General features: G+C 68.1%; 18 protein-coding genes. 9 read left to right on the forward strand and 9 right to left on the reverse strand.

Going from position 1 to position 23,611, the window contains the following annotated elements:
* Entirely contained in the window at window positions 1-1,638 is a 1,638-nt protein-coding gene (locus G315_RS0109540) for an alpha-D-glucose phosphate-specific phosphoglucomutase (RefSeq protein WP_018145971.1), read from the reverse strand.
* Window positions 1,639-2,066: 428 nt separating this feature from the next.
* Here G315_RS0109540 and G315_RS0109545 point away from each other — a divergent pair, with 428 nt between their 5' ends.
* The gene (locus G315_RS0109545; protein WP_018145970.1) at window positions 2,067-2,552 is read left to right on the forward strand and encodes a DUF1249 domain-containing protein; all 486 of its coding nucleotides are present in this window, start codon (window positions 2,067-2,069) and stop codon (window positions 2,550-2,552) included.
* A 44-nt stretch (window positions 2,553-2,596) separates the two neighbouring features.
* Here the strand turns inward: G315_RS0109545 and G315_RS0109550 are convergent, their stop codons facing one another.
* The gene (locus tag G315_RS0109550) at window positions 2,597-4,732 is read right to left on the reverse strand and encodes an EAL domain-containing protein (protein WP_019612406.1); all 2,136 of its coding nucleotides are present in this window, start codon (window positions 4,730-4,732) and stop codon (window positions 2,597-2,599) included.
* 24 nt (window positions 4,733-4,756) lie between these two features.
* The gene (locus tag G315_RS0109555; protein ID WP_018145968.1) at window positions 4,757-6,886 is read right to left on the reverse strand and encodes an HDOD domain-containing protein; all 2,130 of its coding nucleotides are present in this window, start codon (window positions 6,884-6,886) and stop codon (window positions 4,757-4,759) included.
* Between the two features lie 208 nt (window positions 6,887-7,094).
* Between G315_RS0109555 and G315_RS0109560 the strand changes: the two genes are divergently transcribed.
* The gene (locus G315_RS0109560; RefSeq protein ID WP_019612407.1) at window positions 7,095-8,597 is read left to right on the forward strand and encodes a MinD/ParA family protein; all 1,503 of its coding nucleotides are present in this window, start codon (window positions 7,095-7,097) and stop codon (window positions 8,595-8,597) included.
* 22 nt (window positions 8,598-8,619) lie between these two features.
* On the opposite strand, the gene G315_RS14255 is transcribed toward G315_RS0109560, so the two are convergent.
* On the reverse strand, window positions 8,620-8,796 hold the full coding sequence (locus G315_RS14255) for a PLDc N-terminal domain-containing protein (protein WP_018145966.1): 177 nt from the start codon (window positions 8,794-8,796) through the stop codon (window positions 8,620-8,622).
* A 174-nt stretch (window positions 8,797-8,970) separates the two neighbouring features.
* On the opposite strand from G315_RS14255, the gene G315_RS0109570 reads away from it, so the two are divergent.
* The gene (locus G315_RS0109570) at window positions 8,971-9,420 is read left to right on the forward strand and encodes a YaiI/YqxD family protein (protein ID WP_018951260.1); all 450 of its coding nucleotides are present in this window, start codon (window positions 8,971-8,973) and stop codon (window positions 9,418-9,420) included.
* A gap of 42 nt (window positions 9,421-9,462) precedes the next feature.
* On the opposite strand, the gene G315_RS0109575 is transcribed toward G315_RS0109570, so the two are convergent.
* Window positions 9,463-9,669 (reverse strand): hypothetical protein, encoded by a 207-nt coding sequence (locus G315_RS0109575; RefSeq protein WP_019612408.1) that lies wholly within the window; start codon window positions 9,667-9,669, stop codon window positions 9,463-9,465.
* A 295-nt stretch (window positions 9,670-9,964) separates the two neighbouring features.
* Between G315_RS0109575 and G315_RS0109585 the strand changes: the two genes are divergently transcribed.
* The 3 genes from G315_RS0109585 to G315_RS0109595 all read left to right on the forward strand — a co-directional run bounded on the left by G315_RS0109585 (window position 9,965) and on the right by G315_RS0109595 (window position 13,116).
* Window positions 9,965-10,279, forward strand: a complete 315-nt coding sequence (locus G315_RS0109585; RefSeq protein ID WP_369699427.1) for a hypothetical protein — start codon at window positions 9,965-9,967, stop codon at window positions 10,277-10,279.
* A 54-nt stretch (window positions 10,280-10,333) separates the two neighbouring features.
* Window positions 10,334-10,660 (forward strand): non-heme iron oxygenase ferredoxin subunit, encoded by a 327-nt coding sequence (locus G315_RS0109590; protein WP_019571378.1) that lies wholly within the window; start codon window positions 10,334-10,336, stop codon window positions 10,658-10,660.
* A gap of 467 nt (window positions 10,661-11,127) precedes the next feature.
* Window positions 11,128-13,116: a DUF1631 family protein gene (locus G315_RS0109595; RefSeq protein ID WP_018145961.1), complete on the forward strand. Its 1,989-nt coding sequence runs from the start codon at window positions 11,128-11,130 to the stop codon at window positions 13,114-13,116.
* 266 nt (window positions 13,117-13,382) lie between these two features.
* Here G315_RS0109595 and cysZ read toward each other — a convergent pair whose 3' ends face one another.
* The 4 genes from cysZ to queF all read right to left on the reverse strand — a co-directional run bounded on the left by cysZ (window position 13,383) and on the right by queF (window position 16,455).
* On the reverse strand, window positions 13,383-14,111 hold the full coding sequence (gene cysZ / locus G315_RS0109600) for a sulfate transporter CysZ (RefSeq protein ID WP_019612409.1): 729 nt from the start codon (window positions 14,109-14,111) through the stop codon (window positions 13,383-13,385).
* A 10-nt stretch (window positions 14,112-14,121) separates the two neighbouring features.
* Complete coding sequence (locus G315_RS0109605; RefSeq protein WP_018145959.1) at window positions 14,122-14,331, reverse strand: DUF3185 family protein; 210 nt, start codon at window positions 14,329-14,331, stop codon at window positions 14,122-14,124.
* A 394-nt stretch (window positions 14,332-14,725) separates the two neighbouring features.
* Window positions 14,726-16,021 (reverse strand): FGGY-family carbohydrate kinase, encoded by a 1,296-nt coding sequence (locus G315_RS0109610; RefSeq protein WP_019612410.1) that lies wholly within the window; start codon window positions 16,019-16,021, stop codon window positions 14,726-14,728.
* An 11-nt stretch (window positions 16,022-16,032) separates the two neighbouring features.
* Window positions 16,033-16,455, reverse strand: coding sequence for a preQ(1) synthase (gene queF / locus G315_RS0109615; protein ID WP_018145957.1), 423 nt, complete (start codon window positions 16,453-16,455; stop codon window positions 16,033-16,035).
* Between the two features lie 217 nt (window positions 16,456-16,672).
* On the opposite strand from queF, the gene smc reads away from it, so the two are divergent.
* The 3 genes from smc to ligA are packed head-to-tail and all read left to right on the forward strand — an operon-like array spanning window position 16,673 to window position 23,511.
* Window positions 16,673-20,167 (forward strand): chromosome segregation protein SMC, encoded by a 3,495-nt coding sequence (gene smc, locus G315_RS0109620; RefSeq protein ID WP_019612411.1) that lies wholly within the window; start codon window positions 16,673-16,675, stop codon window positions 20,165-20,167.
* Between the two features lie 39 nt (window positions 20,168-20,206).
* On the forward strand, window positions 20,207-21,424 hold the full coding sequence (locus G315_RS0109625) for a cell division protein ZipA C-terminal FtsZ-binding domain-containing protein (RefSeq protein ID WP_019612412.1): 1,218 nt from the start codon (window positions 20,207-20,209) through the stop codon (window positions 21,422-21,424).
* Window positions 21,421-23,511 carry an NAD-dependent DNA ligase LigA gene (ligA, locus tag G315_RS0109630; RefSeq protein ID WP_019612413.1) on the forward strand — a complete coding sequence of 697 codons (2,091 nt, stop codon included), beginning with the start codon at window positions 21,421-21,423 and terminating at the stop codon, window positions 23,509-23,511. The genes G315_RS0109625 and ligA overlap by 4 nt, the downstream gene beginning before the upstream one ends.
* The last annotated feature ends 100 nt before the right edge of the window (window positions 23,512-23,611 follow it).

Here is a 23,611-nt window from a genome sequence, read left to right on the forward strand (position 1 = left end):
TCAGGTGATGACGTCGGGCTTCTCGCGGCGAGTCAGGCCGGGGATGTCGCCCAGGCGCGATGCAGCGTCAATAAGCGGTCCCAGCAGTTCCTGGGGGTCGGCATCGAGGTGTTCGGGATGGGTCTCGTGCTGCTCGATATACAGGCGCAGGGTGGCGCCCTCGGTGCCGGTGCCGGACAGGCGGAAGACGATGCGGGCACCGCTCTCGAACAGTACCCGCAGGCCCTGGTGCTCGGTCAGGCTGTTGTCCACCGGATCGCGATAGGCGAAGTCGTCCGCCTGGGCGACGCGCATGCCGGCCAGGGACTGGCCCGGCAGTACCGAGAGCTGCTCGCGGATGCGCGCCATCACCTGTTCGGCCCGCTCGCTCTCCACCGCTTCGTAGTCGTGGCGCGTGTAGTAGTGGCGGCCGTACTGGCGCCAGTGATCACGCACGATCTCCTCGACCGACTGGCGGCGTACGGCTAGCAGGTTCAGCCAGAACAGCACGGCCCACAGGCCGTCTTTCTCGCGTACGTGATCGGAACTGGTGCCAAAGCTCTCTTCGCCGCACAGGCGGATGCGCCCGTCGTCCAGCAGGTTGCCGAAGAATTTCCAGCCGGTGGGGGTCTCGAAGCAGGGGACGGCCAGCTTCTCGGCGACCACGTCCACGGCCTGGCTGGTGGGCATGCTGCGGGCCACGCCCTTCAGGCCGTCGGCGAACGCCGGGATGTGATGGGCGTTGGCGGCCATGATGGCGAGGCTGTCCGACGGCGTGACGAAGAACCGGCGCCCGAGGATCATGTTGCGGTCGCCGTCGCCGTCCGACGCGGCCCCGAAATCCGGGGCATCCCGACCGAACAGGGCCTCGCTCAGTTCACGCGTGTGGGACAGATTCGGGTCCGGGTGACGGCCGCCAAAGTCGGCCAGCGGTTCCGCGCGCAGGATGGTGTCGGCCGGGGCGCCGAGGCGGTTGATCAGGATCTCTTCGGCGTACGGGCCGGTGACCGCGTGCATGGAATCGAAGCGCATGCGGAAATGGTCGGATCGCAGCAGTTCGCCGATGCGGTCAAAGTCGAACAGCGTGGCCATGTAGTCGGCGTAGGTGCCCACGGGGTCGACGACCTCGATGTCCATGTCGCCCATCTGTACGGCGTGTAGATGATCGATGTCGACATGCTCTGCGCCGTTGGCGATGCGGTAATGGCTGATGCGGGTGCTCTGCTCGAAGATCGCGTCGGTCACCGAGTGCGGGGCCGGGCCACCGTTGGCGGTGTTGAGCTTGACGCCGAAATCCCCCTCCGGCCCGCCCGGGTTGTGGGAGGCGGACAGGATCAGGGCGCCCGTGGCCCCCCGCGACCGGATCAGGTACGAGGCGGCCGGCGTGGACAGCAGTCCGCCATACCCGATGGCGACCTTCTGTACGCCGTTGGCTGCGGCCATGCGCAGGATGACCTGGATCGCCTCGCGATTGTGGAAGCGCCCGTCGCCGCCGACCAGCAGTTCGCCGTTCTTCAGGTCCGGGCAGGCATCGAAGACGCTCTGGATGTAATTCTCCAGATAGTGCGGCTGGCGGAACTGCCGGACGCGCTTGCGCAGACCGGAGGTGCCGGGTTTCTGGTCGGGAAAGGGTTGGGTCGTGACGACACTTATGTCCATGGGTCGCTCATCCTTGTTGTCCGGGGAGACGCTGAGCAATGCGGACGCTCGCGCTCGAGTCGATACTGTGTGCTGACATGGCGTGGTGACTGGCGTGTAGTCGCTCGGCACAAGGGAGCCGTTCTGCGGGCAACGGGCCCGTTTTCATCCAGCACGGGCGGCCGAGTCCCGTTTTTCGATGCCTTGTGAGGATGGTGCCCCGTGTTCCGCAATCCTGTGTTGCGCCTTGATGAGGACAAGAATGGGCCGGTAGCACCACCACCGGACTGCGTGCCGGGCCGGGTCTCGGAGAACATGGACACCAACGCGTGCGAGTACAACATTGCTCGGCACCTCCCCTGTCGACGTTACCAAAAAGCCCTGGGGGTGTCCTGCTCTGGATGCGGACAATCGGTGTCCCGCGAAACGGTGCTGTTAGACTGCGCGACATGTTGCTGGAGCGTAAGACCCCGTCCCATTTGGAGCCCAGGCCCGAGAGCTTTGCGGCGCTGATGGAGATGTACGAGGAGAACTATCTCGCACTGCGGCGTTTGTGCCCCGAGCTCGAGCGGCAGCCGTTGCGGTCGGTCTCGCGGGTGGAGGGTGCGCTGGATCTGTATCTGGAGGTGCTGGAGCGCACCCGCTACACGACCACGCTGCACCTGACCTACCGGTTCGACCACCAGGGCGAGCGTCGGCAACAGCCGGACATGCGCGTACGCATGTTCCATGATGCGCGGCAGGCGGAGGTGCTGGAGCTGCATTGCCGCACGATGGGCGACGGTCGCGCGCCGGAGATGCTGACCGGTCACCCGGGCCTGGTCTGCCGCTGGAGGCATAACCGGTTCCTGTACAAGTGGCTGCGCTACTGCCTGCGCCAGGGACACCGCTTCCTGGCCGATGCGGCGCCTGAGGTGGTCGCGGCCGATTCGTAGGGACACGCAATGGAGTCGCAGCGTCTCCCGGGTTGCCGGAGAGGCTACTGGCAGGTAGTGGGTGCGGCGAAGAGGGCCTCGTTCTCCAGCAGGGTATGCAGTGGCGCCGGCTGGCCGAACAGGAAGCCCTGAATCATCGGGCACTCCAGGTCGCGCAGATAGTCGCGGTGGGCCTCGGTCTCGACCCCCTCGGCCACGATGTTCATCTGCAACCCGCGGGCCATGGAGATGATCGCGTTGACGATGCAGGCCTCGTCCTCGCGGCAGATCGTATGGGTAAAGCTGCGGTCGATCTTGAGCGTGTGAATCGGCAGCTTCTGCAGGTAGCTTAGCGACGAATAGCCGGTGCCGAAGTCATCCACCGCGATCTGCACGCCGGCGGCCCCTAGACGGTTCAGCTTGTGCACCGTGTCCGGGGTGTCGCTCATCAGCAGGTTCTCGGTGATCTCGACCTCCAGCAGGTCGGGCGGGAAGCCCGTCTCGCCCAGGATGCCGAGGAAATCCTCCACGAAGTCGTCACGCTCGACCAGCACGGGCGACAGGTTCACCGCCAGGCGCAGTTCCGGGTAGCCGTCGCGGCTGTGGCGCTGCATTTCGCGGATGGCGGTGCGCAGGGTCAGACGGTCGAGGTCCACAATCAGGCGGGTCTCCTCGGCGACCGGGATGAACTCGGCCGGGCCCAGCAGCCCGAGCGTGGGGTGATCCCAGCGGATCAGGGCCTCGACGCCCACCATATGCCCGGTTTCCGTATCCACCTGCGGCTGGTAGAGGATATGAAACTCGTCGCGCTCGAGTGCGCGGCGCATGTCCTGTTCCAGTTGCAGTCGCCGCGGCGGATGGCCGCCCATGTCCGGGCTGTACACGCGCACACCCGTCTTGCCACTGCTCTTCTCGCGGTACATTGCGATATCCGCATTCTTGATCAGGGCCTCGAGGTTGTCGCCGGCATCCGGGTAGATCGCGATGCCGATGCTGGCCCCGACGAACAGCTCCTGGTCGCCGATCTTGAGCGGGGCCTGCAGGCTTTCCAGGATCTTGTCGGCTACCTGGATGGCGGCCTCGTTGCTGGCCAGTCCCGGGATCAGCAGCGTGAATTCGTCGCCGCCGAAGCGTGACAGCGTGTCGCCCTTGCGGGTGCAGGCTTGCAGCCGTTGCGCGACCTCCTGCAGCAGGCGGTCGCCCACGGTGTGACCGAGGGAATCGTTGATCACCTTGAAGCGGTTCAGATCGATGAACAGAACCGCCAGCTGGGTGCCCGAGCGGTGCGCATGCGAGATGGCCACATCCACCCGGTCGCGGAACAGGGCCCGGTTGGGCAGTCGGGTCAGGAGGTCGTGATAGGCCTGGAAGTTGATGAAGGCCTCGGATTCCTTGCGGTCGGTGATATCCCGTGCCGTGCCGTAGATCAGCGTTTCGCCGTTGTCCGTGTCGTCGCTGTTGCTGGACGGCCACACCGCGACCTCGAAGAAGCGGCGGCTGCGCGAAGGCGTGCCGGGCTGCAGGGCCAGTTCCACCGAGCGGATGTGGGGGTGCTGGCTGGCGGCCTGTTCGAAGAAGTATTCCGCCTTGTCGCGATCCTCGGGTTCGACGAGGTCGAACACCGAGCGGTCGATCAAGTCGCGGCGGGCATAGCCCAGTAACTCGTGTACACGTGAATTGACGAAACGGAAACGATGGTCGGCGCCGAGAACGAAGACAATATCCGGGGAGTTGTTGACGATCACCCGGTGCAGGCGCTCGGACTTCTCCAGGCGGGCCCGCATGGTCCGATTGGCGTCCTCCAGCGCCTTGTGGTGCAGGGCATTGCGGACGGTGGCCAGTAACTCGGCGGGTTCGTAGGGCTTTTTCAGATAGTCGTGGGCGCCCTCGCGCAGCGCCCCGGCGACATCCTCCACCGTGCTGTTGCCACTGACGACCACGGTGAGGGTCTCGAGCCCGGCGGCCTGCATGAAACGCAGCACGTCCAGTCCGTTGAGTTCCGGCATGGTGAGGTCGAGCAGCAGCAGGTCGTAGTGCTTTTCGCGCAGGGCCTCGATGGCCGCGCCACCCCCCGCGGCCGTCCGCACGGGGTAGCCCTGAATGGTCAGGAGTCCGCGCAGGCTCTCGAGCAGGCCGGGATCGTCATCGGCAATGAGGATTTTGACGGATTGCGGGTCGATCGGCGCGTCGCGTTCGGGCATCGGGGTCTCGTGGTCAGTAGCGAATCATGGTCGCGTCGTCCCTGATGCGCTCGCCAATCCCCGTGACGCGTGGGGCAGTGCGATCTCGAAGCGCGTCCCTGCGCTCCCGCTGGTGAATGAGAGTCCCGCACCGATCTCCTCGGTCAGGCGTTTGACGATGCTGAGCCCGAGCCCGGCATGGCCTGTGCCCTTGGTCGATGTCACAGGCGCGAATGCCGCGGCCTGGACCTCCGCAGGGAGCCCGGGCCCCTTGTCCTCTACCGACAGGGGCACAACCCTGCGGCCGTTCACGGTGGTTGGGGCACGGGTGGCGATGGTGATCTCCCCGCCGGATGCCTGGGCCTCGGCCGCGTTCTTCAGAAGATTGATGAGGATCTGCCGGAGGTGATCCGCGGGGGCCGACAGCGGTGGATCGGAGGGGGTCAGATCCAGGTGCAGGCGGACGCCTCGTGTGCGACAGAGTGAGCCGTCCACGATATCGGCGACCTGGCGGACCAGTGCATTCAGCGAGGCCGGTCCGGTCTCCTCGTTCCCGGCAGCCTGCGGATCGCGCAGGCGCAGCAGGATGCGCCCGACCCGGTCGATTTCCTCCTTGATCAGGCCCAGCTCGTGGCGCGCTTCGTGTTCTTCGCCGAGCTTGTGGTTCAGCACGCCCAGGTAGTTCTGGATGATGCTGAGCGGGTTTCCGGCCTCGTGCACCGTGTCGCGGATGCGCTGCTCGGCGGTGCCGTCCGGGGCATCCGCCGGCTCGGGTGTGGCGACCAGCGCCCGGGCGATCTCGCGTGCGAGGGAGCCGATAAAGTCCGAGCGGGCCTCCAGGGCCTGCGCCTGACTGCGGGCAAGGCCCAGGATCAGCACCCCGGCGGGTTCCTGGCCGTCGGCGAGCAGCGGAAAACTCCACAGGATTTCGGCTTCGCAGAGCCGGAACAGTTGCTGGTCGATCACGGGCAAGCCGGAGGCGTTCTCTTCCTCGTGGAGCTGAATCTCGCGATCCAGCAGCGTATCGGTCACCAGGCTGCGCCCGGGTAGCAGCGGCAGGGTGAAATCGGGGGTCTCGTCGTCCTCCACCCAGGCGGCGACGGACTGGTGATCCGGGTCGATCAGAAACAGCAGGCTGTGGTCTATGCCCAGCGTCAGGTACAGGGTGCGGCGCGCGGCGGTGCAACGCTCCTGCAGGTCGGCCGCCCTGGCCAGCTCGCCATTCATGCGTTCCAGCTCGGTCAGATCACGGACGCGGGCGGCCAGTGCGCGCTCCGCCGCGTGATCGGTCTCCTCCGGGTTTTGATCCGCCGTGGTCCGGGTCGGGCCCAGATCGATTTCCAGTGATCCGGCAATTCGCCGCACGTCCTCGGCCACGCGCCCGCGCAATTCGCGGGTCAATCCCTCGTTGAGGCCGAAAAGGGCATCCGCCGCGGCCAGGGCGATCTCGTTGCACCCGGCGGCGGAATCCTGTGCGCCGGAGCCCGGCAGACAGCCCATTGCATGCGACAGGTTGACCAGCTTGACCAGGTGATGGGCGTCGCGCACGCGCTCGGCCGGTTCCAGGTGGTAGCGCACGGCATCGGCCATGAATGGGCCCAGCCCCCAGGCCTCGAGGCATTCGCCGCCCAGTTCCCCGTAGTGTTGACTGTAGGTTGTGCGTTCGGTCTCGATCAGGTGGGGGTCGTCTTCGGCGGTCTGCAGGATGGGCCAGTAATGCCCCTCGTCACCGACCAGGCGGACCAGGCGCCCGATGTCGATCAGCAGCCCGGCGAGATAGGCCTCCTCGGGCCGCGGATAGCGGGTGAGGGTGGCGAGGACCTGTGCCAGGTTGGCGGTGGTCAGCGCCCGTTGCCAGATGGTGCGCAGGTAGTCGCGATGGCGTGGGCCGAACTCGCCGAACAACTGCTGGATCGACGCGGTCAGGGCCAGGCTGCGCACGGTATCCAGGCCCAGGCTGAACAGGGCGCGGTCAATGGTGCGGCAGGTGGAGCCGCGATAGTAGAAGGGCGAGTTGGCCGCCTGCAGCAGGCGGCTGGACATGCCCGCGTCCTGCATGATCGCCCGGGCCAGGGACTGGAAATCGGCCTCGTTGGCCTGGGTGGCGTCGAGCACCGGGATGAGCGCCTGGGGCAGGCTCGGTAGACCGTCCGTTGCCGTATTGACGCTCGTCATGCTGCTCCCCGGTCGCGTGCAGTCGGCCTGCCGCGCCTTTTGCCCTGTGTGCGTGTCCGGAACCGAAAGTCTGATGCAGTCTGCCGGATCACCACTGGTTCCTGACTATACTGAGTGGTATTGCCCCGCGCCACCGAATGGGGTAGACCGACCGTGAGTTCGCCGTCATTCTTTCCCCATGCCGATGAGTGCCATGCAGGAAGCCGCGATGTCCCGTCACAGCGCCTTGACGGATACCCGTTCCGGGGTCGCCACGCGCCCGCGGGTCCTCGTCGTGGCCAGCGGCAAGGGCGGGGTGGGCAAGTCCAGCATTGCGGTGAACCTGGGGATCACGCTGGCGCGGCGCGGGCGGCGGGTCGGCATCCTGGATGGGGATACCGGCCTCGCCAACGTGAACATCCTGCTGGGGTTGCGCCCGCAACAGGGCCTGGCGGAGGTCCTGGCGGGCGAATGTGGAATCCGCGATATCCTGCTGGAAGGGCCGCACGGCCTGAAGATCATCCCCGGCGCCAGTGGTATTCGCGAATATGCGGAGCTCTCCGGGGCGCATCAGCAGCGGCTGGTGGAGGAACTGGCGAACATCGAGGCGGATTTCGACGACCTGCTGCTGGATACCGCCGCGGGCATCGGTGATACCACGCTCGATTTCCTCGCGGCCGGGCACCAGGTCCTGCTGGTGCTGACGCCGGAACCGACCTCGCTGACCGATGCGTTCTCCCTGCTCAAGCTGGCGTTGCGGCGTCAGGCCCTGGACGTCCGCGTGATCGTGAACATGGTGGCGGATGTCGCCGAGGCCCGCAGCGTCTTCCAGCGGTTTTCCAATGCCGTCGAGAAATACCTGCATACCCGGGTCGAATTTCTCGGCTTCGTCCAGCGCGACGAAAGCCTCCGCTCGGCCGTCACACTGCAGCACCCGGTCGCCCTGTTCGCCGAGAATGACCCCTCGGCGCGTCCGTTCCAGCGCCTGGCGAATGCCCTGGAAGACAGCCTTCCGCATGAAGACGCGCCAGCATTCAGCCTTTTCTGGTGGCGTCGTCTGCAGCTGGAGAGTCCGGCTGCGCATACGCCGTTGGAGGATGCCCGTCCACAAGCCCCGGCGCTCGCTACGGAGCCGCCCCCGGTCGACCATGCTTCGGAAGCCTCGGAAGCCTCGGAAGCCTCGGAAGCCTCGGAAGCCTCGGAAGCCTCGGAAGCCTCGGAAGCCTCGGACGGCTTGGGCAGCGAAGAGGGTGTGCTCGGGCGCTTGCGCGCGGCGTTCGACGTGGCCCTGGAGGCCTCCGAGCCCGAGGCCCTGGCGGTTGAATTGGACGCCATGCACGAAAAGTACCGGGCGCGAACGGGCTGCGCTGCGATCGATCTGATGGCACTGATGGACGCGCTACAGGCGGATCCGGAGGGCCATGCCGGGTTGCTGGGCCGTTTGCGTGCGCGGCTTGCGCCCGCGATGGACGAACCCAGGGACGTAGCGGCTCCGGCGACCGTGCAAGCCGAGGACGGTCGACGACCCGGGGCTGACCGTCCTCCGCCCGATTTCGGCTGGAAGGGTCGGGACGAGTCGGCCGTCAGGCCCGCTCGGGCGGGCTCCGCGTCTCGTGTGCAGGCAACCGCCTACGACGCAGCCCGTTTTGGTCCCCAGGAGGCGCTACTCGAGCGACTGCGTCAGGGGGGCGATGACGCGCCGACCCTTGCGGAGTTCCTGCGCCGGATGTGAGCGCCCGGTGCCTGGGTGCGGCCTACTTGGGCCCGAGCAGCAACCAGGCGATCAGACCGACCAGGGGAAGAAACAGCAGGATCAGGATCCACAGTACTTTCACTATGGGGGTCGCGGGGCTTTGTGCGGTCCGCACGATTGCCCAGATCACGATCAGCAGCCAGATCAGGCCCAGAATGCCGGTGACTTCAATGCCCATGTAATGCTCCTTGCGAGGCTTGGCCCGGAAAGGCCAAGCCTGTCGGTTGACGTCTCCCAAGCTGATAGCACGTGTACCGCCCCGGCGCCAATCCGAACGGTGAGGAAATGTGCCGGGCGCCGCAAACGACTACCCTGCGGCCCGATCATCAGCGAGCTTTCAGGAAGGAGAACCATGAAGATCTGGGTCGACGCGGATGCCTGCCCCGCGGTCATCAAGGAGATTCTGTTTCGTGCGGCGAAGCGGACGGGGGTTCCGGTCACGCTGGTGGCCAATCAGCCGATGCGCACGCCGCCGTCGAAGCTGATCGACTCGATCCAGGTCGGCGCTGGGTTCGACGTGGCCGACAACGAGATTGTCCGGCGCCTTGGCACCGGTGACCTGGTCATCACCGCAGATATCCCGCTGGCCGCGGATGTGATCGAGAACGGTGGGCAGGCGCTGAATCCCCGGGGCGAGCTCTATACTCCCGACAACATCCGCGAGCGCCTCAGCATGCGCGACTTCATGGACACGCTGCGCTCTAGCGGGGTCGAGACCGGCGGCCCGGCGGCGCTGGGCCCGCGCGACCGCCAGGCCTTCGGCAATGCCCTGGATCGCTGGCTTGCTCAGAACGTGAAATAGCGTCCTCGGTCTCCCTGAGGACAACCTATTGAGAGATCACACCTAGATGCGTAGCTGGCGGATCAGTTTCAGGGTTTCGTTGGCGAGCTGTACCCAGTCATCATCCTGCGCGGTACTCCGGGATTCCTGCGCAACGGCGATGGGATGGTCCCGGCCGGGGCTGACAGTCCCTTGGCGGTATTCCTTCGGCGAGGATGGGGCGTTGTTCCAGGTCCGCGGGGCCTGGCGATGGTGGCGTGAAGCGTTCACTGGTGGGTCCGTCCTTGATCGCGGGTGGGTGTGCGATTTACCTGCCCAGGGTAACGGCGGCGATGCCATCAGCTTGAGCGCGCACCTCCGAACGAAAGCGCTCGTGAAGTTCGACGGGGCCGACGTCGCGCGAATGCATCCGGGTTTCCTTAGGCCCGTCATTCAGGGGTGAATGGGCGTGACATGGCGCAGTTTCGGTAGGCTGGAGCCGGATAAGCGTCGGCAGTCGCCGCGAGTGCAACTGGGAGAGAAGATCGTGCTGAAAGGGATCAATGCCGTGTGGCTGGGGCTGGCCATGACCGCCGTGCTGGTGGCTTGCGGGGGCGAGCGCGTATCGCCAGTGACCCTGGAACAGCTGGCTGCATCCGCGCCGGCCTTCAATGGCGAACTGGTGGAAACCGAGGGTGTCGTGAATCGTTTTGATGATCCGGAACACTACTGGCTGGAAGACGATGACATCAACCGCGTGGCGGTCAAGCCCGGTTCGGCGGTGCGCGATCACCTGGGCGAGAACCTGCGGGTGGTGGGGCGCTTCTCCTACCACCCGGAAGAGGGCCGGCGGATCGAGATCGATGCGGCCGCGACCGCAGCCCTGCGGGCGTCTCCCTGAACTGCCAGCGCAGGGGGGGCGATATCGGGAATTTTCAGAAGCAAAGGAGTCGTGATGACGGAATGGATTGACGTAGCCCCGGTGGGGACCATCCAGGATGGCGATCATCGCCTGGTGGAGACAGCGGATACCGAGGTGGCGATCTTTAACCTGGGTGGTGAATATTTTGCCGTGGAGAACCTCTGTACTCACGAGGATGTGCCCATCGCGGATGGTGAGATCGGCGCCGATGACTGCATCACGTGCCCGATGCACGAAGCCCAGTTCTGCCTGCGAACCGGCGAGGTGATGGCCGCGCCTGCCGAGGAACCCCTGACCCGGTTCCCCGTGCGTGTCGAGGGCGAAATGGTTCAGGTGGGAACGCTGCCGCTGGACGCTTAAGGAGACGCGGATCGCGCGTTCGCGGTGGGGCCCCCTGTTTTCCGAGACAAGGCGCGGTGCGCAGCGCCGTAGTCACTCTCCGGCCCAGCGGCGCAACGCAGGATCGGGGAGCAGGGGGCGCCAACCCCTTGAGGGACCGGCCGCCCGTGCTTGGTGGCAATGGGCCCGCTGACCGCGTTGCGGCTCCCTTATGTAGCACGGCTACACTTCGCTCACCGCGCCTTGTCATCGAGAAAAATGGACTCGAGCGCGAACGCTCGAATTGATCCGCATCGCCTTAACGAGCTCCCTGTCCGACGCGGAAACTGTGACGGATGCCTCACTTTGGCCGCGCCTGTACACTATAGGCGGGCTCACGTGGAACTCACGCGAGCCACCACGCGGCAATACGAGGACACCTCACCATGGCAGGCAGGGAGCATACAGACAGAGAAGCACGGGCCGCGGTCTGGTCGGGTCTGTCCGGTTTGTCGGATGCCCAGCGCCAGCAATTGGTGCGCGGGATCGTCCCGCGGGTGACCGATCACCTTGAGCGCTGCCTGGAATCCGTCGCGCAGGAGTGGTTCGCTGGCGGTGACGAGGCCGACAGCGCGGAGTGGGCGAACCAGCTCCAAGGCTATCAGTATGTGCTGCGTCGCCAGTTCGAGGAGGCCCTGGAGCGTGACTTTGTCTCCACAACCTACCCACCCGAGTACGAATTCTCCGGTTCCAGCTACGCCGATGACAACTCCGGCCTGCAAATCCTGGACGATTACCAGTCCACCCGACGCTCCCTGCGTCACAAGCTCGAAGGGCTGGTCCGTGAGCAGAACCGCTACTCCTGGTTCGTATTCCTCCAGGCCGCGCGCGAGGATCACCGCTTCGAGCACCCCGGCTGGGCGCCGTGGTCGCCGCTGAACTGGTACGAGCGTCTGATCGAGTCGGCCGAGGAACAGTTCGGCCGGACGGATATGACGCTGGGCCTGATGCGAGCCTATGTGCGTTGTCTGGGCCAGACGGCCGCACCGACCCTGGCCTTCGTGGTCGAGACAGTCGAGGCCTGCGGGCTGGTCAGAGAGCCGGTGTCCGAGGCCCCGGAGGGCGACTTGCCCGGAACGTCGCGGCGTGCGAGCTGGGCCCAGGCCACCCGGGAAGGGGGCCCCGCCTCGGCGTCGGAACCGGCCGCGGCGGAGGGCGGCGCACCTGGGGTCAGGGGAGCAGGGGGCGTTGCGGTTGCCGGCGCTGTGATGCCGGCCGCGGATGCCGGCCCGGCGGACTGGTTGCAGTGGGCGGCGGCGGCCGGCTGGGTGCCATCTGGCCATGGAGCTGTGGTGGGCGGGGGCGGCGGCCCGGCGACCGGCGCCGCCGTGGTGGCCGAAGCGATGGCGGAACCGCCGATCGAGAGCGTCATCGAGGGTGTCCTGGCCGGCGTGTTCGCCGAGGTGTCGCGCCACCTCGATTGCCATGCGGCGTTTCGCGCGATGATGCTGGATTTGCAACCGCTACTGGTGCGCGCGGTCAGCCGTGACCTCGACTTCTTCCACGACCCCAGGCACCCGTTGCGCGAATGGGTCGGCAGTCTGATCAATACGGGCGTGCGGATCAGCCCCGAGGTCAGCGCGGAAGACTCGGAGGTGGTCAGCCGCTACCTTGATGCGATGCGCCAGAGTATCGAACACTTGGGGAACGTGATCGATGATCTGGATCGCCCGGCGGCGCAGGCGTTGCGGGAGAACTGGGACGCGGCCGTGGCCGCGGAGGACGAATACTGGCGGGCACAGGCCGCCGCGCGCGCGGCGCCGATGTGTCAGAAAGAACGCGCGGCCCGTGCCCGGCGCACCCTGACGGTCTGCGTGCTGGAGACCGGGGCCGAGCTTCCGGAGCGCTCCGCCGAGCAGATCGCCGAGGCCTGGGAAGACCTGCTGGCGGTGGACGAGGCGGCCGTGCAGGTGCTGGACGCCGAGGTGCAGGACGTGGTGCGGGCCATCTGCAACCAGGCGACCCCGCAGGAAGCGAATCCGCTGGTGCAGCGGATCGTGGTGACCGCACGCGAGTTTGGCGCTGACGAGGCGCGCGTCAAGGCGGTCGTGCAGCACCTGGGCCAGGCCCATCTGCAGCGCATCCGGGCCTCCGCTGACGAGCCGCGTTTCGATCCCCAGGCGCGAATCCAGGCGCGGCGTGCCGTGCGCCTCGAGGATGACGACCCCGACCTGTTGACCGATCTCGACGATCCCTGGGTCTTCGATGCCAGCCGGATCCGCACCGGCGAGTGGTTCGAGATGGTCGACAAGGCGACCGGGCAGTTTCACCGCATGGGCCTGGTCTGGCGCGGTGAGGCGACCCGCGGCTACCTGTTCCTGTCGCTGGATCTGGGCGCCAGCCGGCGCCACTCCCTGCAGGGTGTGGCCCAGGAGCTGCGCGAGGGCCGCATGCGCCCGCTCCCCGACGACAACCCGCTGGATGCCCTGCTCGCCTGACCGGCGCCTTTGCGCCAAAGGTCAAAGCCATCTCTGGCACCACGAAGGCACGAAGAGGGATCAAGGGTGGGGGGCACCCGAGAGGGTCCGGAGACGGCGAGGGAATCGGGGTGAGAGCGTTGGTGCCGAGTGCCGTACGGGCTTTTCACGACGACGCGCCTGGTATCGGGCTTGAGGCACCCCGGATTATGGTGGAGGTAGGGTGCGTTGAGCCCTGCCAAACGCACCGTTCGGGGACTTTCGCGTCCATCTGGAGTGTCCCGACGTTAGGCCCGGGGCAGGCGCACTCGCAGGTGGGTCGCGCCGATGACCGCGGCCGGTACCAGCAGCAGATTCACTAGCGGGACCATTGCCAGCAGCGTGGTCCCGGCGCCGAAGCTCAGGGTCTCCAGCCGGTGGGCGCGCACGGTCTTGCGGACCTCGGCGAATGCCAGGCCGTCGTTGGCCAGCGGCGCCTCCAGGAACTCCACGGCCAGCACCCAGCTCCCGAACGTGAACCAGGCGATCGGAGCCAGCAGGTTCAGGCCGGGAATGATCGTGATCAGGAGTACGGGGATAAAAAGCAGGCCGTAGTAGCCGGCCTTGCGCAGCGCGGTTACGGTCGCGTGGCCCATCTCGCCAAGGAACGAGCGCGCCGGCTGGCGGGGCTCGTGGCCCAATCCGCGCGCGGTGCGGTAGGCCAGCGGCCCGGAGAACGGGCTGGCGATGATTGCCGCCAGCGCGACGGCGGAGACCCCAAAGGCCACCAGCAACGCCAGTGCGAACAGGGGCCACAGTAGCCAGGCGAGCCAGTCCCAGCCGCCGGGCAGCCAGGCCGCCAGAAGGGCCTCGAAGCCGAGCCCGGCGGCCGTCGCGAGCCCGATTACGACCAGGATGTTGATGATCAACGGGCCGATCACCAGACCGCGCAGGCCCGGTTCGAATACGCGCGCGAGCCCGCGAAACGGCGCGAGGAAGGCGAGCAGCGGCGTCAGGCGGAGGGTGCCGGCGGGCACGGATGTGCCCTTAGCGGCGCACCCCAAAGATCGCGAGTACGAGGCCCACGACGGACATGATCCCGCCGGCGATCAGGTACATGCGCGTGTCGTCCGTATAGCGCCCCATGAACTCCTGGTGCAGTTCCTCGCCCAGGCTTTCCGTGGCGTTGTAGCCCATCACCAGCAGGATGATGCCGCCCACCAGCAGTGCAATGCCGAGAATTCGCGTCCAGTGCATGTCGTATCCCCTTGTTGTTGGGTGCCTCCCCCGAATGTAGCACCGATCCACGCCCTCGGCGTCATAGCAGTGCACAACGTGGGACGGGTTTTGTGGGAACGGCCTTGGCCGCGAAGCCCCTGCCCGTGCCTTCTTCTGGCAAACAGCGCCGTAGGATGCGACGAGCGCAGCGAATCGCATCAATCACCGGGGGGCTGAGCAATGATGCGATTCGCTGCGCTCATCGCATCCTACGTTTGTTGTCCGAGTCCGGCTTTGTCGGGGGCTTCGCGGCCAAGGCCGTTGCCACAAGATCCCCCTCATGGAATTGGTGGCCCCCAGCCGGCATCGCGATCGGCTTGCAGGCGAAGCCCCGACCAAAGCGGGCGATTGCCGAGCCTCTCGGCCTGGCCGGTCAACCCGTGAAACCCGGCTCCAGCCCCACGCCGATGCGCGCGAGTCGGGCGGCGCCGCTGGCGGCATCGTCGTCCTCGGCAGTGGTCACCGGCAAACCCAGGATCCGGCTGCGGATGCGTGTCCACACGGGGTTCTGGGCGCCGCCACCCAGGGACACGACACGCTCCACGCGCGGGGCGCCCAGCTCGGACAGGCGCTCATAGCCGTCGTGCTCCACCCGGGCAACCCCCTCGAACAGCCCCTGCAGGAAACGCACGTCGTCCTCGGGGCGGGGCGTGAGGCGGGGCTTCAGCTCGGGGTCGTTGACCGGGAAGCGCTCGCCGGGGCGGGGCAGGGGGAGATAGTCGAGCCCGCTGTCGGTCTCGGGGTCGATCGCGGCGCTCAGCCGCTCCAGGGCCGCATCGTCGAACTGCTGGCGCAGCACCGCGCCGCCGCTGTTGGAGGCCCCGCCCACCAGCCAGCGCCCCAGCAGCCGGTGGCTGTAGATCCCGAGTTCCGGGGCGTAGATCGGCTCCGGGGCCAGCTGCTTGATCACCAGCGTGGAGCCCAGGCTGGTCACGCCCGTGGTGGCGTCGCCCACACCGGAGGCGAGGAACCCGGCGATGCTGTCGGTGGTGCCGGCGACCACCCGGCAGGCCGGGTTCAGATGCAGCGATTCCGCCATTTTCGGGTCCAGCGGGCCCAGCACCGTCCCGGCCGGGACCACCTCCGGCAGTAGCGACGCGTCACTGCCCAGGGTCTCCTGCAGCCAGTTCGGCCAGCCGCCCCACAGCGCGTCGTAGCCGAGCTTCAGGGCGTTGTTCTCGTCCATGCGGTCGAAGCGCCCGCGCAGACGTCCGGTAACCCAGTCGGCCTGGTGCAGGACGCGGCGCACGCCGGAGAGCCCCTCGTGGCGCCGCAGCCACAACAGCTTGGCCGCCGACGAGCTGGGGCTGTGCACGGCGGAGTCCGCGGGCGCGACCCCGGCCAGCACCGACAGCATGTCGGTGGCCCGGGCATCGTTGTACATCAGGGCCGGATGGGTCGGGCGTCCGTCGGCATCCAGGCGCAGCAGGGTGGCGGAGGTGCCGTCCACCGCGATGGCGGCGGGCTCGCCGTGCAGATGCGCGGCCGCTTCACGCAGCAGCTCGCGCACAATGGCCCACCACAGCGCGGGGTTCTGTTCCGCCCGCTGCTCGTCGCCCCCGACCGACGCCGGCAGTGCCCGGTGCGCGCTGTGGATGCGCGCGCCCTCCGGGTCCAGCAGCGCCAGCCGGATCCCGGAGGTGCCGAGGTCAATGCCGATGGCGTGCATGGCGGGCTCGGTCAGCCGTTCATGTCCAGCGGGCTGCGCGTCGGCGCCGGCAGGTGCACCGGCTCCGGGGGCGTCCAGCCGGGCTTGCGATGTTCCGCAACCACCGTGGTATAGACGCCGCCACGCACGTTGAAATACGAGGTCAGGCGCATGTAGCGCGGGTCGGTCGCCGCCACCAGATCCGCCAGGATGCGGTTGGTGACCGCCTCGTGGAATGCGCCCTCATCGCGGTAGGACCACATGTAGTTCTTCAGCGACTTCAGCTCCACGCACTTGCCGTCGGCAACGTACTGGATATGGATCTCGGCGAAGTCCGGCTGCCCGGTGGCGGGGCACAGGCAGGTGAACTCCGGGACGCGGATATAGATCGCGAAATCGTTCTCCGGCGCCGGGTTGTCGAAGGTTTCCAGGGTCTTGCTCGGCTGGCTGGGCATGGGTTTGTCGCGTCCTCGGTCGTTCCTGTGGGAGCGGGCCTGCCCGCGAAGCCCCCGCCAAAGCGGGAGGCAAGGAAGGCTTGGCGTGCAGGCGCGCCGCAGGGTTTTGTATGGTTTCGTGAAGCGGTTCGTTTGTCGAACGGGTAGTGGGTCACGGTAAAGGTCGAAGCGTGTACCATTCTAACCCCGACTTTCCTGACCGCGGATAGCGCCGAACGTGCGACTCGCCCGAATCAAGCTGGCCGGCTTCAAGTCGTTCGTGGACCCGACCACACTCGTCCTCCCCGGCAACCGGGTGGGCGTGGTCGGGCCGAACGGCTGTGGCAAGTCCAATACCATCGACGCCGTGCGCTGGGTCATGGGCGAGTCCTCGGCCAAGCACCTGCGCGGGGACTCCAGCGAGGACGTCATCTTTAACGGCTCCTCCAGCCGCAAGCCGGTGGGGCAGGCCTCCATTGAGCTGGTGTTCGACAACTCTGACGGCCGTCTGGGCGGCGAGTACAGCGGCTACGGCGAGATCGCGGTCAAGCGCGCGCTGACCCGCGACGGCCAGTCCAAGTACTTCCTCAACGGCCAGCGCGCGCGCAAGCGCGACGTGGTCGACCTGTTCCTCGGCACCGGTCTGGGCCCGCGCAGCTACGCCATCATCGAGCAGGGCATGATCGCGCGACTGATCGAGGCGCGCCCCGAAGAGCTGCGCGTCTACCTGGAGGAGGCGGCCGGCATCTCCAAGTACAAGGAGCGCCGCCGCGAGACCGAGAACCGGGTACGCCATACCCGCGAGAACCTGGAGCGCCTGGACGACGTGCGCGACGAGGTGTCCAAGCAGGCCGAGCGCCTCAACCGCCAGGCCGCCACCGCCGAGCGCTACCAGGCGCTGGCCGCCGAGCGCCGGCGCAAGCGCGCCGAGGCCATCCTGCTGCGCCTGCAGGCCCAGGAGCAGGAGACGGAGTCCAGCCGTGCCCGCCTGAACGACGCCGAGACGGCGCTGGCTGCGAGCCAGGCCGAGGCCCAAAAGGCGCAGACCGGCACCGAGCAGGCACGCCAGGAGCGGGTCGAGCTGGAGGCCGCCACCACCCAGGCACAAAGCGCCTATTACGATCGCGCCGCCGAGGTCTCGCGCCTGGAACAGTCCATCCGCCATGCGGAGGACGAACTGGCGCGCGAACAGGCCGAACTGCGCCAGCTGGAAAACCGCATCGAGGCCGCCGCCAGCGAACACCAGGCGGTGGAGGCGCGCATCGCCCAGGCGGAACAGGAGAGTACGCAGCGTCAGGAGGCCGCCACGACCGCCGAGGCCGAACGCGAACGCCTGGAGGCTGCCGCCGAAGGTGCCGAAACCGAATACCAGAGCGCACGCGAGGCACTGACCGAATGGGAGCGCTCGCTCGCCGAGCCGCGCCAGAACGCCCAGCTCGCGCGCTCGCGCATGGACAATGCCGAGCATCTGCTCAAGCGCGTCGCCGAGCGCCAGGAACGCGTGGAGGCTGAACGCGCGGCGCTGCCGCAGACCCATCCGGGCACCGAGGCCGACCGCCTGGACGCGGAACTCACCGGGCTGCGCGAGCGCTTGCAGGGGCTGCAGGGCGAACGCGACCAGCAACAGGCCGCGCTGGCCGATCTCGAACAGGCCCAGCGCGAGGAGCAGGACACCCTGCACGCCACCGAACGCGAGGCGCGCGAGGTCGCCGGGCGCCTCGCGGGCCTGGACCACTTCGCCGGCGAGGACGACCCGCAGGAGACCCGCGCCCGCCGCGAGGCCTGGGCGCGCGAGCACGGTCTGGACCTGTCGCGCCCGCTGGTGCAGCAGCTGGAGGTGGCCGAGGGCTGGGATACCGCGGTGGAGATGGTGCTGGGCAGCTGGCTGGAGGCCGCCGTCACCGATCAGCCGGAGACCGCGTCGGATCTCCCCGAAGCGATGCTGCGCCTGGTCGGCACGGGCCTGTCGCACACGCCGCAGGTGCCGGCGGGGAGCCTGGCCGGGCAGGTACAGGGCTCCCCGGTCGTCACGGGCTGGCTCGCCTTGGTGCATTGCGCGGAGGACGCCGACGCGGCGCGGGCACGCCTGGCCACGCTGGGGCCGGGCGAGAGCGTGATCACCCCGGACGGCACCTGGCTGGGCCCGGGCTGGGTCGCTCATCGCACGCTGGAGGGTGGGGCCAGCGGTGCGGTGGCCCGCGTCCGCCTGGCGCGCGAGCTGCAGGAACGCCAGGAAGACCTGAACACCCAGGTGAGCCGGCTGCAGGCTGCGCTGGAAGAACGCAACGAGACCATCGCGGCCACCCGCGCCCGGCGCGAGGCGCTGGACGGGCAGATCCGCGAACAAAAGGCGCAGATCGAGGACCGCGAGCGGCGCGTGCAGCGCCTGCGCGACCAGGCGCGGCAGCTGGAGCAGCAGCAGGAACGTATCGACCGCGAGGCGGGCGAGCTGGACGAGGAGGCCGCGCGCGCCCGCGAGCAGTTCGCCACGGCGGAGGCCGAACGCAACGAGGCCCTGACCCGCATCGAGACCCTGGAGGCCGACCGCGCCGCTCTGGAGGCGCGGGTCGAGGCCGCGCGCACGGCCCAGACCGGAGCGCGCGACGCGGTGCGCGCGGCGCGCGACACGGCCAATCAGGCGCGCATGGCCGAGCAGGAGGCGCGCCATCGCCTGGAACGCGAACAGAACGAACGCGGGCGCCTGGAGCGCCAGCGCGAGGACGACGCCCAGCGCCGCGAGCGCCTGGCGCAGGGGCTCAGCGACCGCCAGGGCCCGCTGGAGCAGTGGCGCGCGGACCTGCAGACCGCGGCGGAGCAGCGCCAGGAGGCCGAGGCACGGTTAACCCAGGCGCGTGCCGACCTGGAGGCCTGCGACGCCCGGCTGCGCGAGCTGGCCGGTACCAGCACCGAGCTCGGCAACCGCGTGGAGGCGCAGCGCTCCACCTGCGAGGAGCTGCGCCTGGACCTGCGCGAACGCTCGGTGCAGATCGAACAGCTCAAGACCCAGTTCCAGGAATCCGGCTTCGCCGCGGAGGCCCTGGCGCCCGAACTACCGGAGGACGCGACCGTCCCCGCCTGGGAACAGGCGATCGGCGAACTGGATCGCAAGATCGAGAAGCTCGGGCCGATCAACCTGGCGGCGATCGACGAGGCGCGCAGCCTGGAGGAGCGCTCGCGCTACCTGGAGGAGCAGCACGCGGACCTGATCGAGGCGCTGGAGACCCTGGAGGCGGCGATGCACCGCATCGACCGCGAGACCCGGGCGCTGTTCAAGCAGACCTTCGATCAGGTGAATGCCGGGCTCGGGCACAAGTTCCAGCGCCTGTTCGGCGGCGGCGAGGCGCGCCTGGAGATGACCGGCGACGACCTCCTGGATACCGGTGTCACCATCATGGCGCGCCCGCCGGGCAAGCGCCTGTCGACCATCCACCTGATGTCCGGCGGCGAGAAGGCGCTCACGGCCTCGGCCCTGGTGTTCGCGATCTTCGAGCTGAATCCGGCGCCCTTCTGCATGCTGGACGAGGTGGACGCCCCACTGGACGAGGCCAACGTCGGGCGCTTCTGTGACCTGCTGCGCGAGATGTCGGAGCAGATCCAGTTCATCTTCATTACTCACAACAAGGCAACGATGGCCATGGCGGAACAGCTGATCGGCGTTACCATGCACGAGCCGGGCGTGTCGCGCCTGGTTAGCGTGGATATCGACGAGGCTGTGGAACTGGCCGAGGCCTGACCGTCGGTATCGGGATCAACGAGGTTTTTTGTGGATTGGATGCGTATCAGCCTGGTCATTTTGGGGATTGTCCTGATCGCGGGGATCTGGGCCGCCCATCGTCTGCGCGCGCGGGCGCAGCAGCGCGATATGGAGGACGATGCCGCGGACTGGGGCGACGAGGCCGTACATATCCGTGCCAGTGACGAGCCGGGCGACAAGCGCTGGTACGAGCCGGCCGAGCCCGGGGACTCCGCTGAACCGGAGGCCGGCTGGGGCGATCCGCTGGATACCGGCCGCAGCGTTCGCACCGGCGGCGCGCGCGAACCCGCGTTCGACGAGCCGCGCATCCCCGGCGCGGCGCACGAGGAGCGCCACGAGCCACACCTCGGTGTGACCGCCAACGACGACGAGCCGGATCTGGAAGCGGACTACGGTCGGCGGGGTGAGCGCGCCCAGGACATCTACGGCGTGCTGGACAGCGACGACGAGCCCACGCCGCCCCCGCCGCACGGGGCATTCGAACCGTCGCCCGAGGATCGCCCGGCCCGGGCCCGGCGCAAGGGTTCGGGCAGCGCCCCGGTCGAGCGGGCCCGCGAGGCGTTCGGGGGGCTGGGTGCACGGCTGCGCTCCGGCATGGATCGCCTGCGTCCGGGCAAGCTCAAGCCAACGCGCGCCGATGACACCCTGGGCGAGCATCTGGATCCGGACCACGAGATGAACCCGGATCTGATCGAGCAACCGGCGCCGGATATGGACACGCTGGGCGAATACGTGTCCGAGCCGCGCGTGGTGGGGCGCAATCCGAGGGCCGACCGCCACCCGGCGGAGGAGAAGATCCTGGTGCTCCATGTGGTCGCGCCGCGCAACAAGCCGTTTACCGGCGTTGCCCTGGGTGCGGCGATGCAGCGCGCCGGAATGACCCCCGGCGAGATGGATATCTACCATTTCTTTGAACCGGAGACGGATGCCGGCGTGCCGCTGTTCTCCGCCGCCAACATGGTCCCGCCCGGCACCCTGCGCGAGGAAGACCTGGCGGACATGATGACGCCCGGTGTCACGCTGTTTACCCAGGTGCATCGTAGCGCCGAGCCACAGCGCGCCTTCGAGGCGTTGCTGGAGCATGCCCACGTGCTGGCGCGCGATCTCGGTGGCAGCATCCTGGATGCCCAGCAGTCCACCGCGACCAACCAGACGCTGGCCTACATGCGCGAGGACCTGAGCGACTGGCTGCGTCGCCACCGCCCGGATGTGCTGCGCCGGCGGAGTACGCGGTGAGCCGGTCGGGTTCGCCTGCCTCGCAGGCTGGCTCGACGGATTCTCCGAAGACGCGCATCGACGCGCTGCGCCGCCAGATCGAGCATCACAACTACCGCTACTACGTGCTCGACGACCCCGAGGTGTCGGACGCCGAGTTCGACGCCCTGATGCGCGAGCTGGAGCAACTGGAGGCGGACCACCCGGAGCTTGTCACCCCCGATTCGCCCACCCAGCGCGTGGGCGCCAGCCCTTCCGAGGGCTTTGCCACGGTCCGGCATCGTCTGCCGATGCTCTCGCTGGCCAACGGCTTCGAGGCGGACGCGATCCGCGACTTCGACCGCCGCGTGCGCGAACGGCTGGCCAAGCAGACCGGCGATGCGACACGGGTCGAGGCGGCTGTCACCTACATGGCCGAGCCCAAGCTGGACGGCCTGGCGATCAGCCTGATCTACGAGGACGGTCGCCTGATCCAGGCCGCCACCCGCGGCGACGGCGAGACCGGCGAGGATGTGACCGCGAACGTGCGCACCGTGCGCCCGATCCCGCTGCACCTGGGCGACCGCTTCACCGACGATGCCCCGCGGGTGCTGGAGGTGCGCGGCGAGGTTTTCATGCGCCGTGCCGATTTCGAGCGCCTGAACGCCGGGCTGGAGGCCGACGGTCTGCGTGGCTTCATGAACCCGCGCAATGCCGCCGCCGGCAGTCTGCGCCAGCTGGACTCGAAGGTGACCGCGCGCCGCCCGCTCAGCTTCTTCGCCTACTCGGTGGGTTTCGTCGAGGGTGGAACGCTGCCGGACACCCAGTCCGGCACGCTGGACTGGCTGCAGCAGCTCGGCTTTCCGGCCTGCCCGGAGCGCGAGGTGCTGGAGGGCGTCGAGGCGTGCCTCGACTACTACGAGCGCCTGGCTGCCCGCCGCGCGGGGCTGGACTACGACATCGACGGCATCGTCTACAAGGTGGATGCCCTGGCCGATCAGCAGCAGCTCGGCTTCGTCTCGCGCGCGCCGCGCTGGGCCATCGCCCACAAGTTCCCGGCGGAGGAGCGCACCACCACGCTGCGCAATGTCGAGTTCCGCGTCGGCCGCACCGGTGCGCTAACACCCGTGGCGCGCCTGGAGCCGGTGCTGGTCGGCGGCGTGATGGTCAGCAACGCCACCCTGCACAACATGGACGAGATTGCGCGCAAGGGTGTGCGCATTGGCGATCGCGTGATTGTGCGCCGCGCGGGTGACGTGATCCCCGAGGTGGTGGGCCGCGCCGGTGGCGAGCGTCCCACCGATACCCGCGCCATCGAGATGCCCGCGGCCTGCCCGGAGTGCGACTCGCACATCGAGCGCACCGAAGGCGAGGTCGTGGCCCGCTGCACCGGCGGGCTGGTATGCCCGGCGCAGCGGCGCGAGGCCCTCAAGCACTTCGTCTCGCGCCGCGCGATGGATATCGAGGGCTTTGGCGAAAAGATCATCGAACAGCTGGCGGATGGCGGCATTGTGCAAAGCCCGGCGGATCTCTTCGCGCTGGATGCCGAGCGGCTGGCAGCGCTGGAACGGGTCGGCCCCAAACTGGCCGAGAACCTGGTCAACGCCCTGGAGCAGGCGCGCGAGACCACGCTGGCGCGCTTCATCTTCGCGCTCGGTATCCGCGAGGTGGGGGAGGTCACCGCCCGCAACCTGGCCGAATACTACGGCGACCTCGACACGCTGATGCAGGCGGATGCCGAGGCGCTGCAGGAGGTCCCGGATGTCGGCCCCATCGTCGCCGAGCACATCGCCAACTTCTTCGCCGAGCCGCACAACCTCCAGGTGATCCGCGCCCTGCGCGACGCCGATGTGCACTGGCCCGACCCGCCCCGGCGCGAGGCCGCGGAGACCGGTGACGACGCGCCGCTGGCGGGCTGCACCTACGTCCTCACCGGCAGCTTCGACGCCATGACCCGCGACGAGGCCAAGGCCGCGCTGGAAGCCCGCGGCGCCAAGATCACCGGCTCCGTCTCCAAAAAGACCACCGCCGTCATCGCCGGCGCCGATCCCGGCTCCAAGGTCACCAAGGCCGAATCCCTGGACATCCCCATCCTCGGCCCCGGCGACCTCGCCCAGCTCCTCGCCTGAGGCAATTTGGGCTGTCGCAATTGCACTGTGGGAGCGGGCCTTGCCCGCGAAGCGCCTGCCGGTGCCGGGCTTGGGCGGGAGGCATTCGCGGGCAAGGCCC

The sequence above is a fragment of the Thioalkalivibrio sp. AKL7 genome (assembly GCF_000381705.1).
In the GTDB taxonomy this organism is placed as follows: domain Bacteria; phylum Pseudomonadota; class Gammaproteobacteria; order Ectothiorhodospirales; family Ectothiorhodospiraceae; genus Thioalkalivibrio; species Thioalkalivibrio versutus.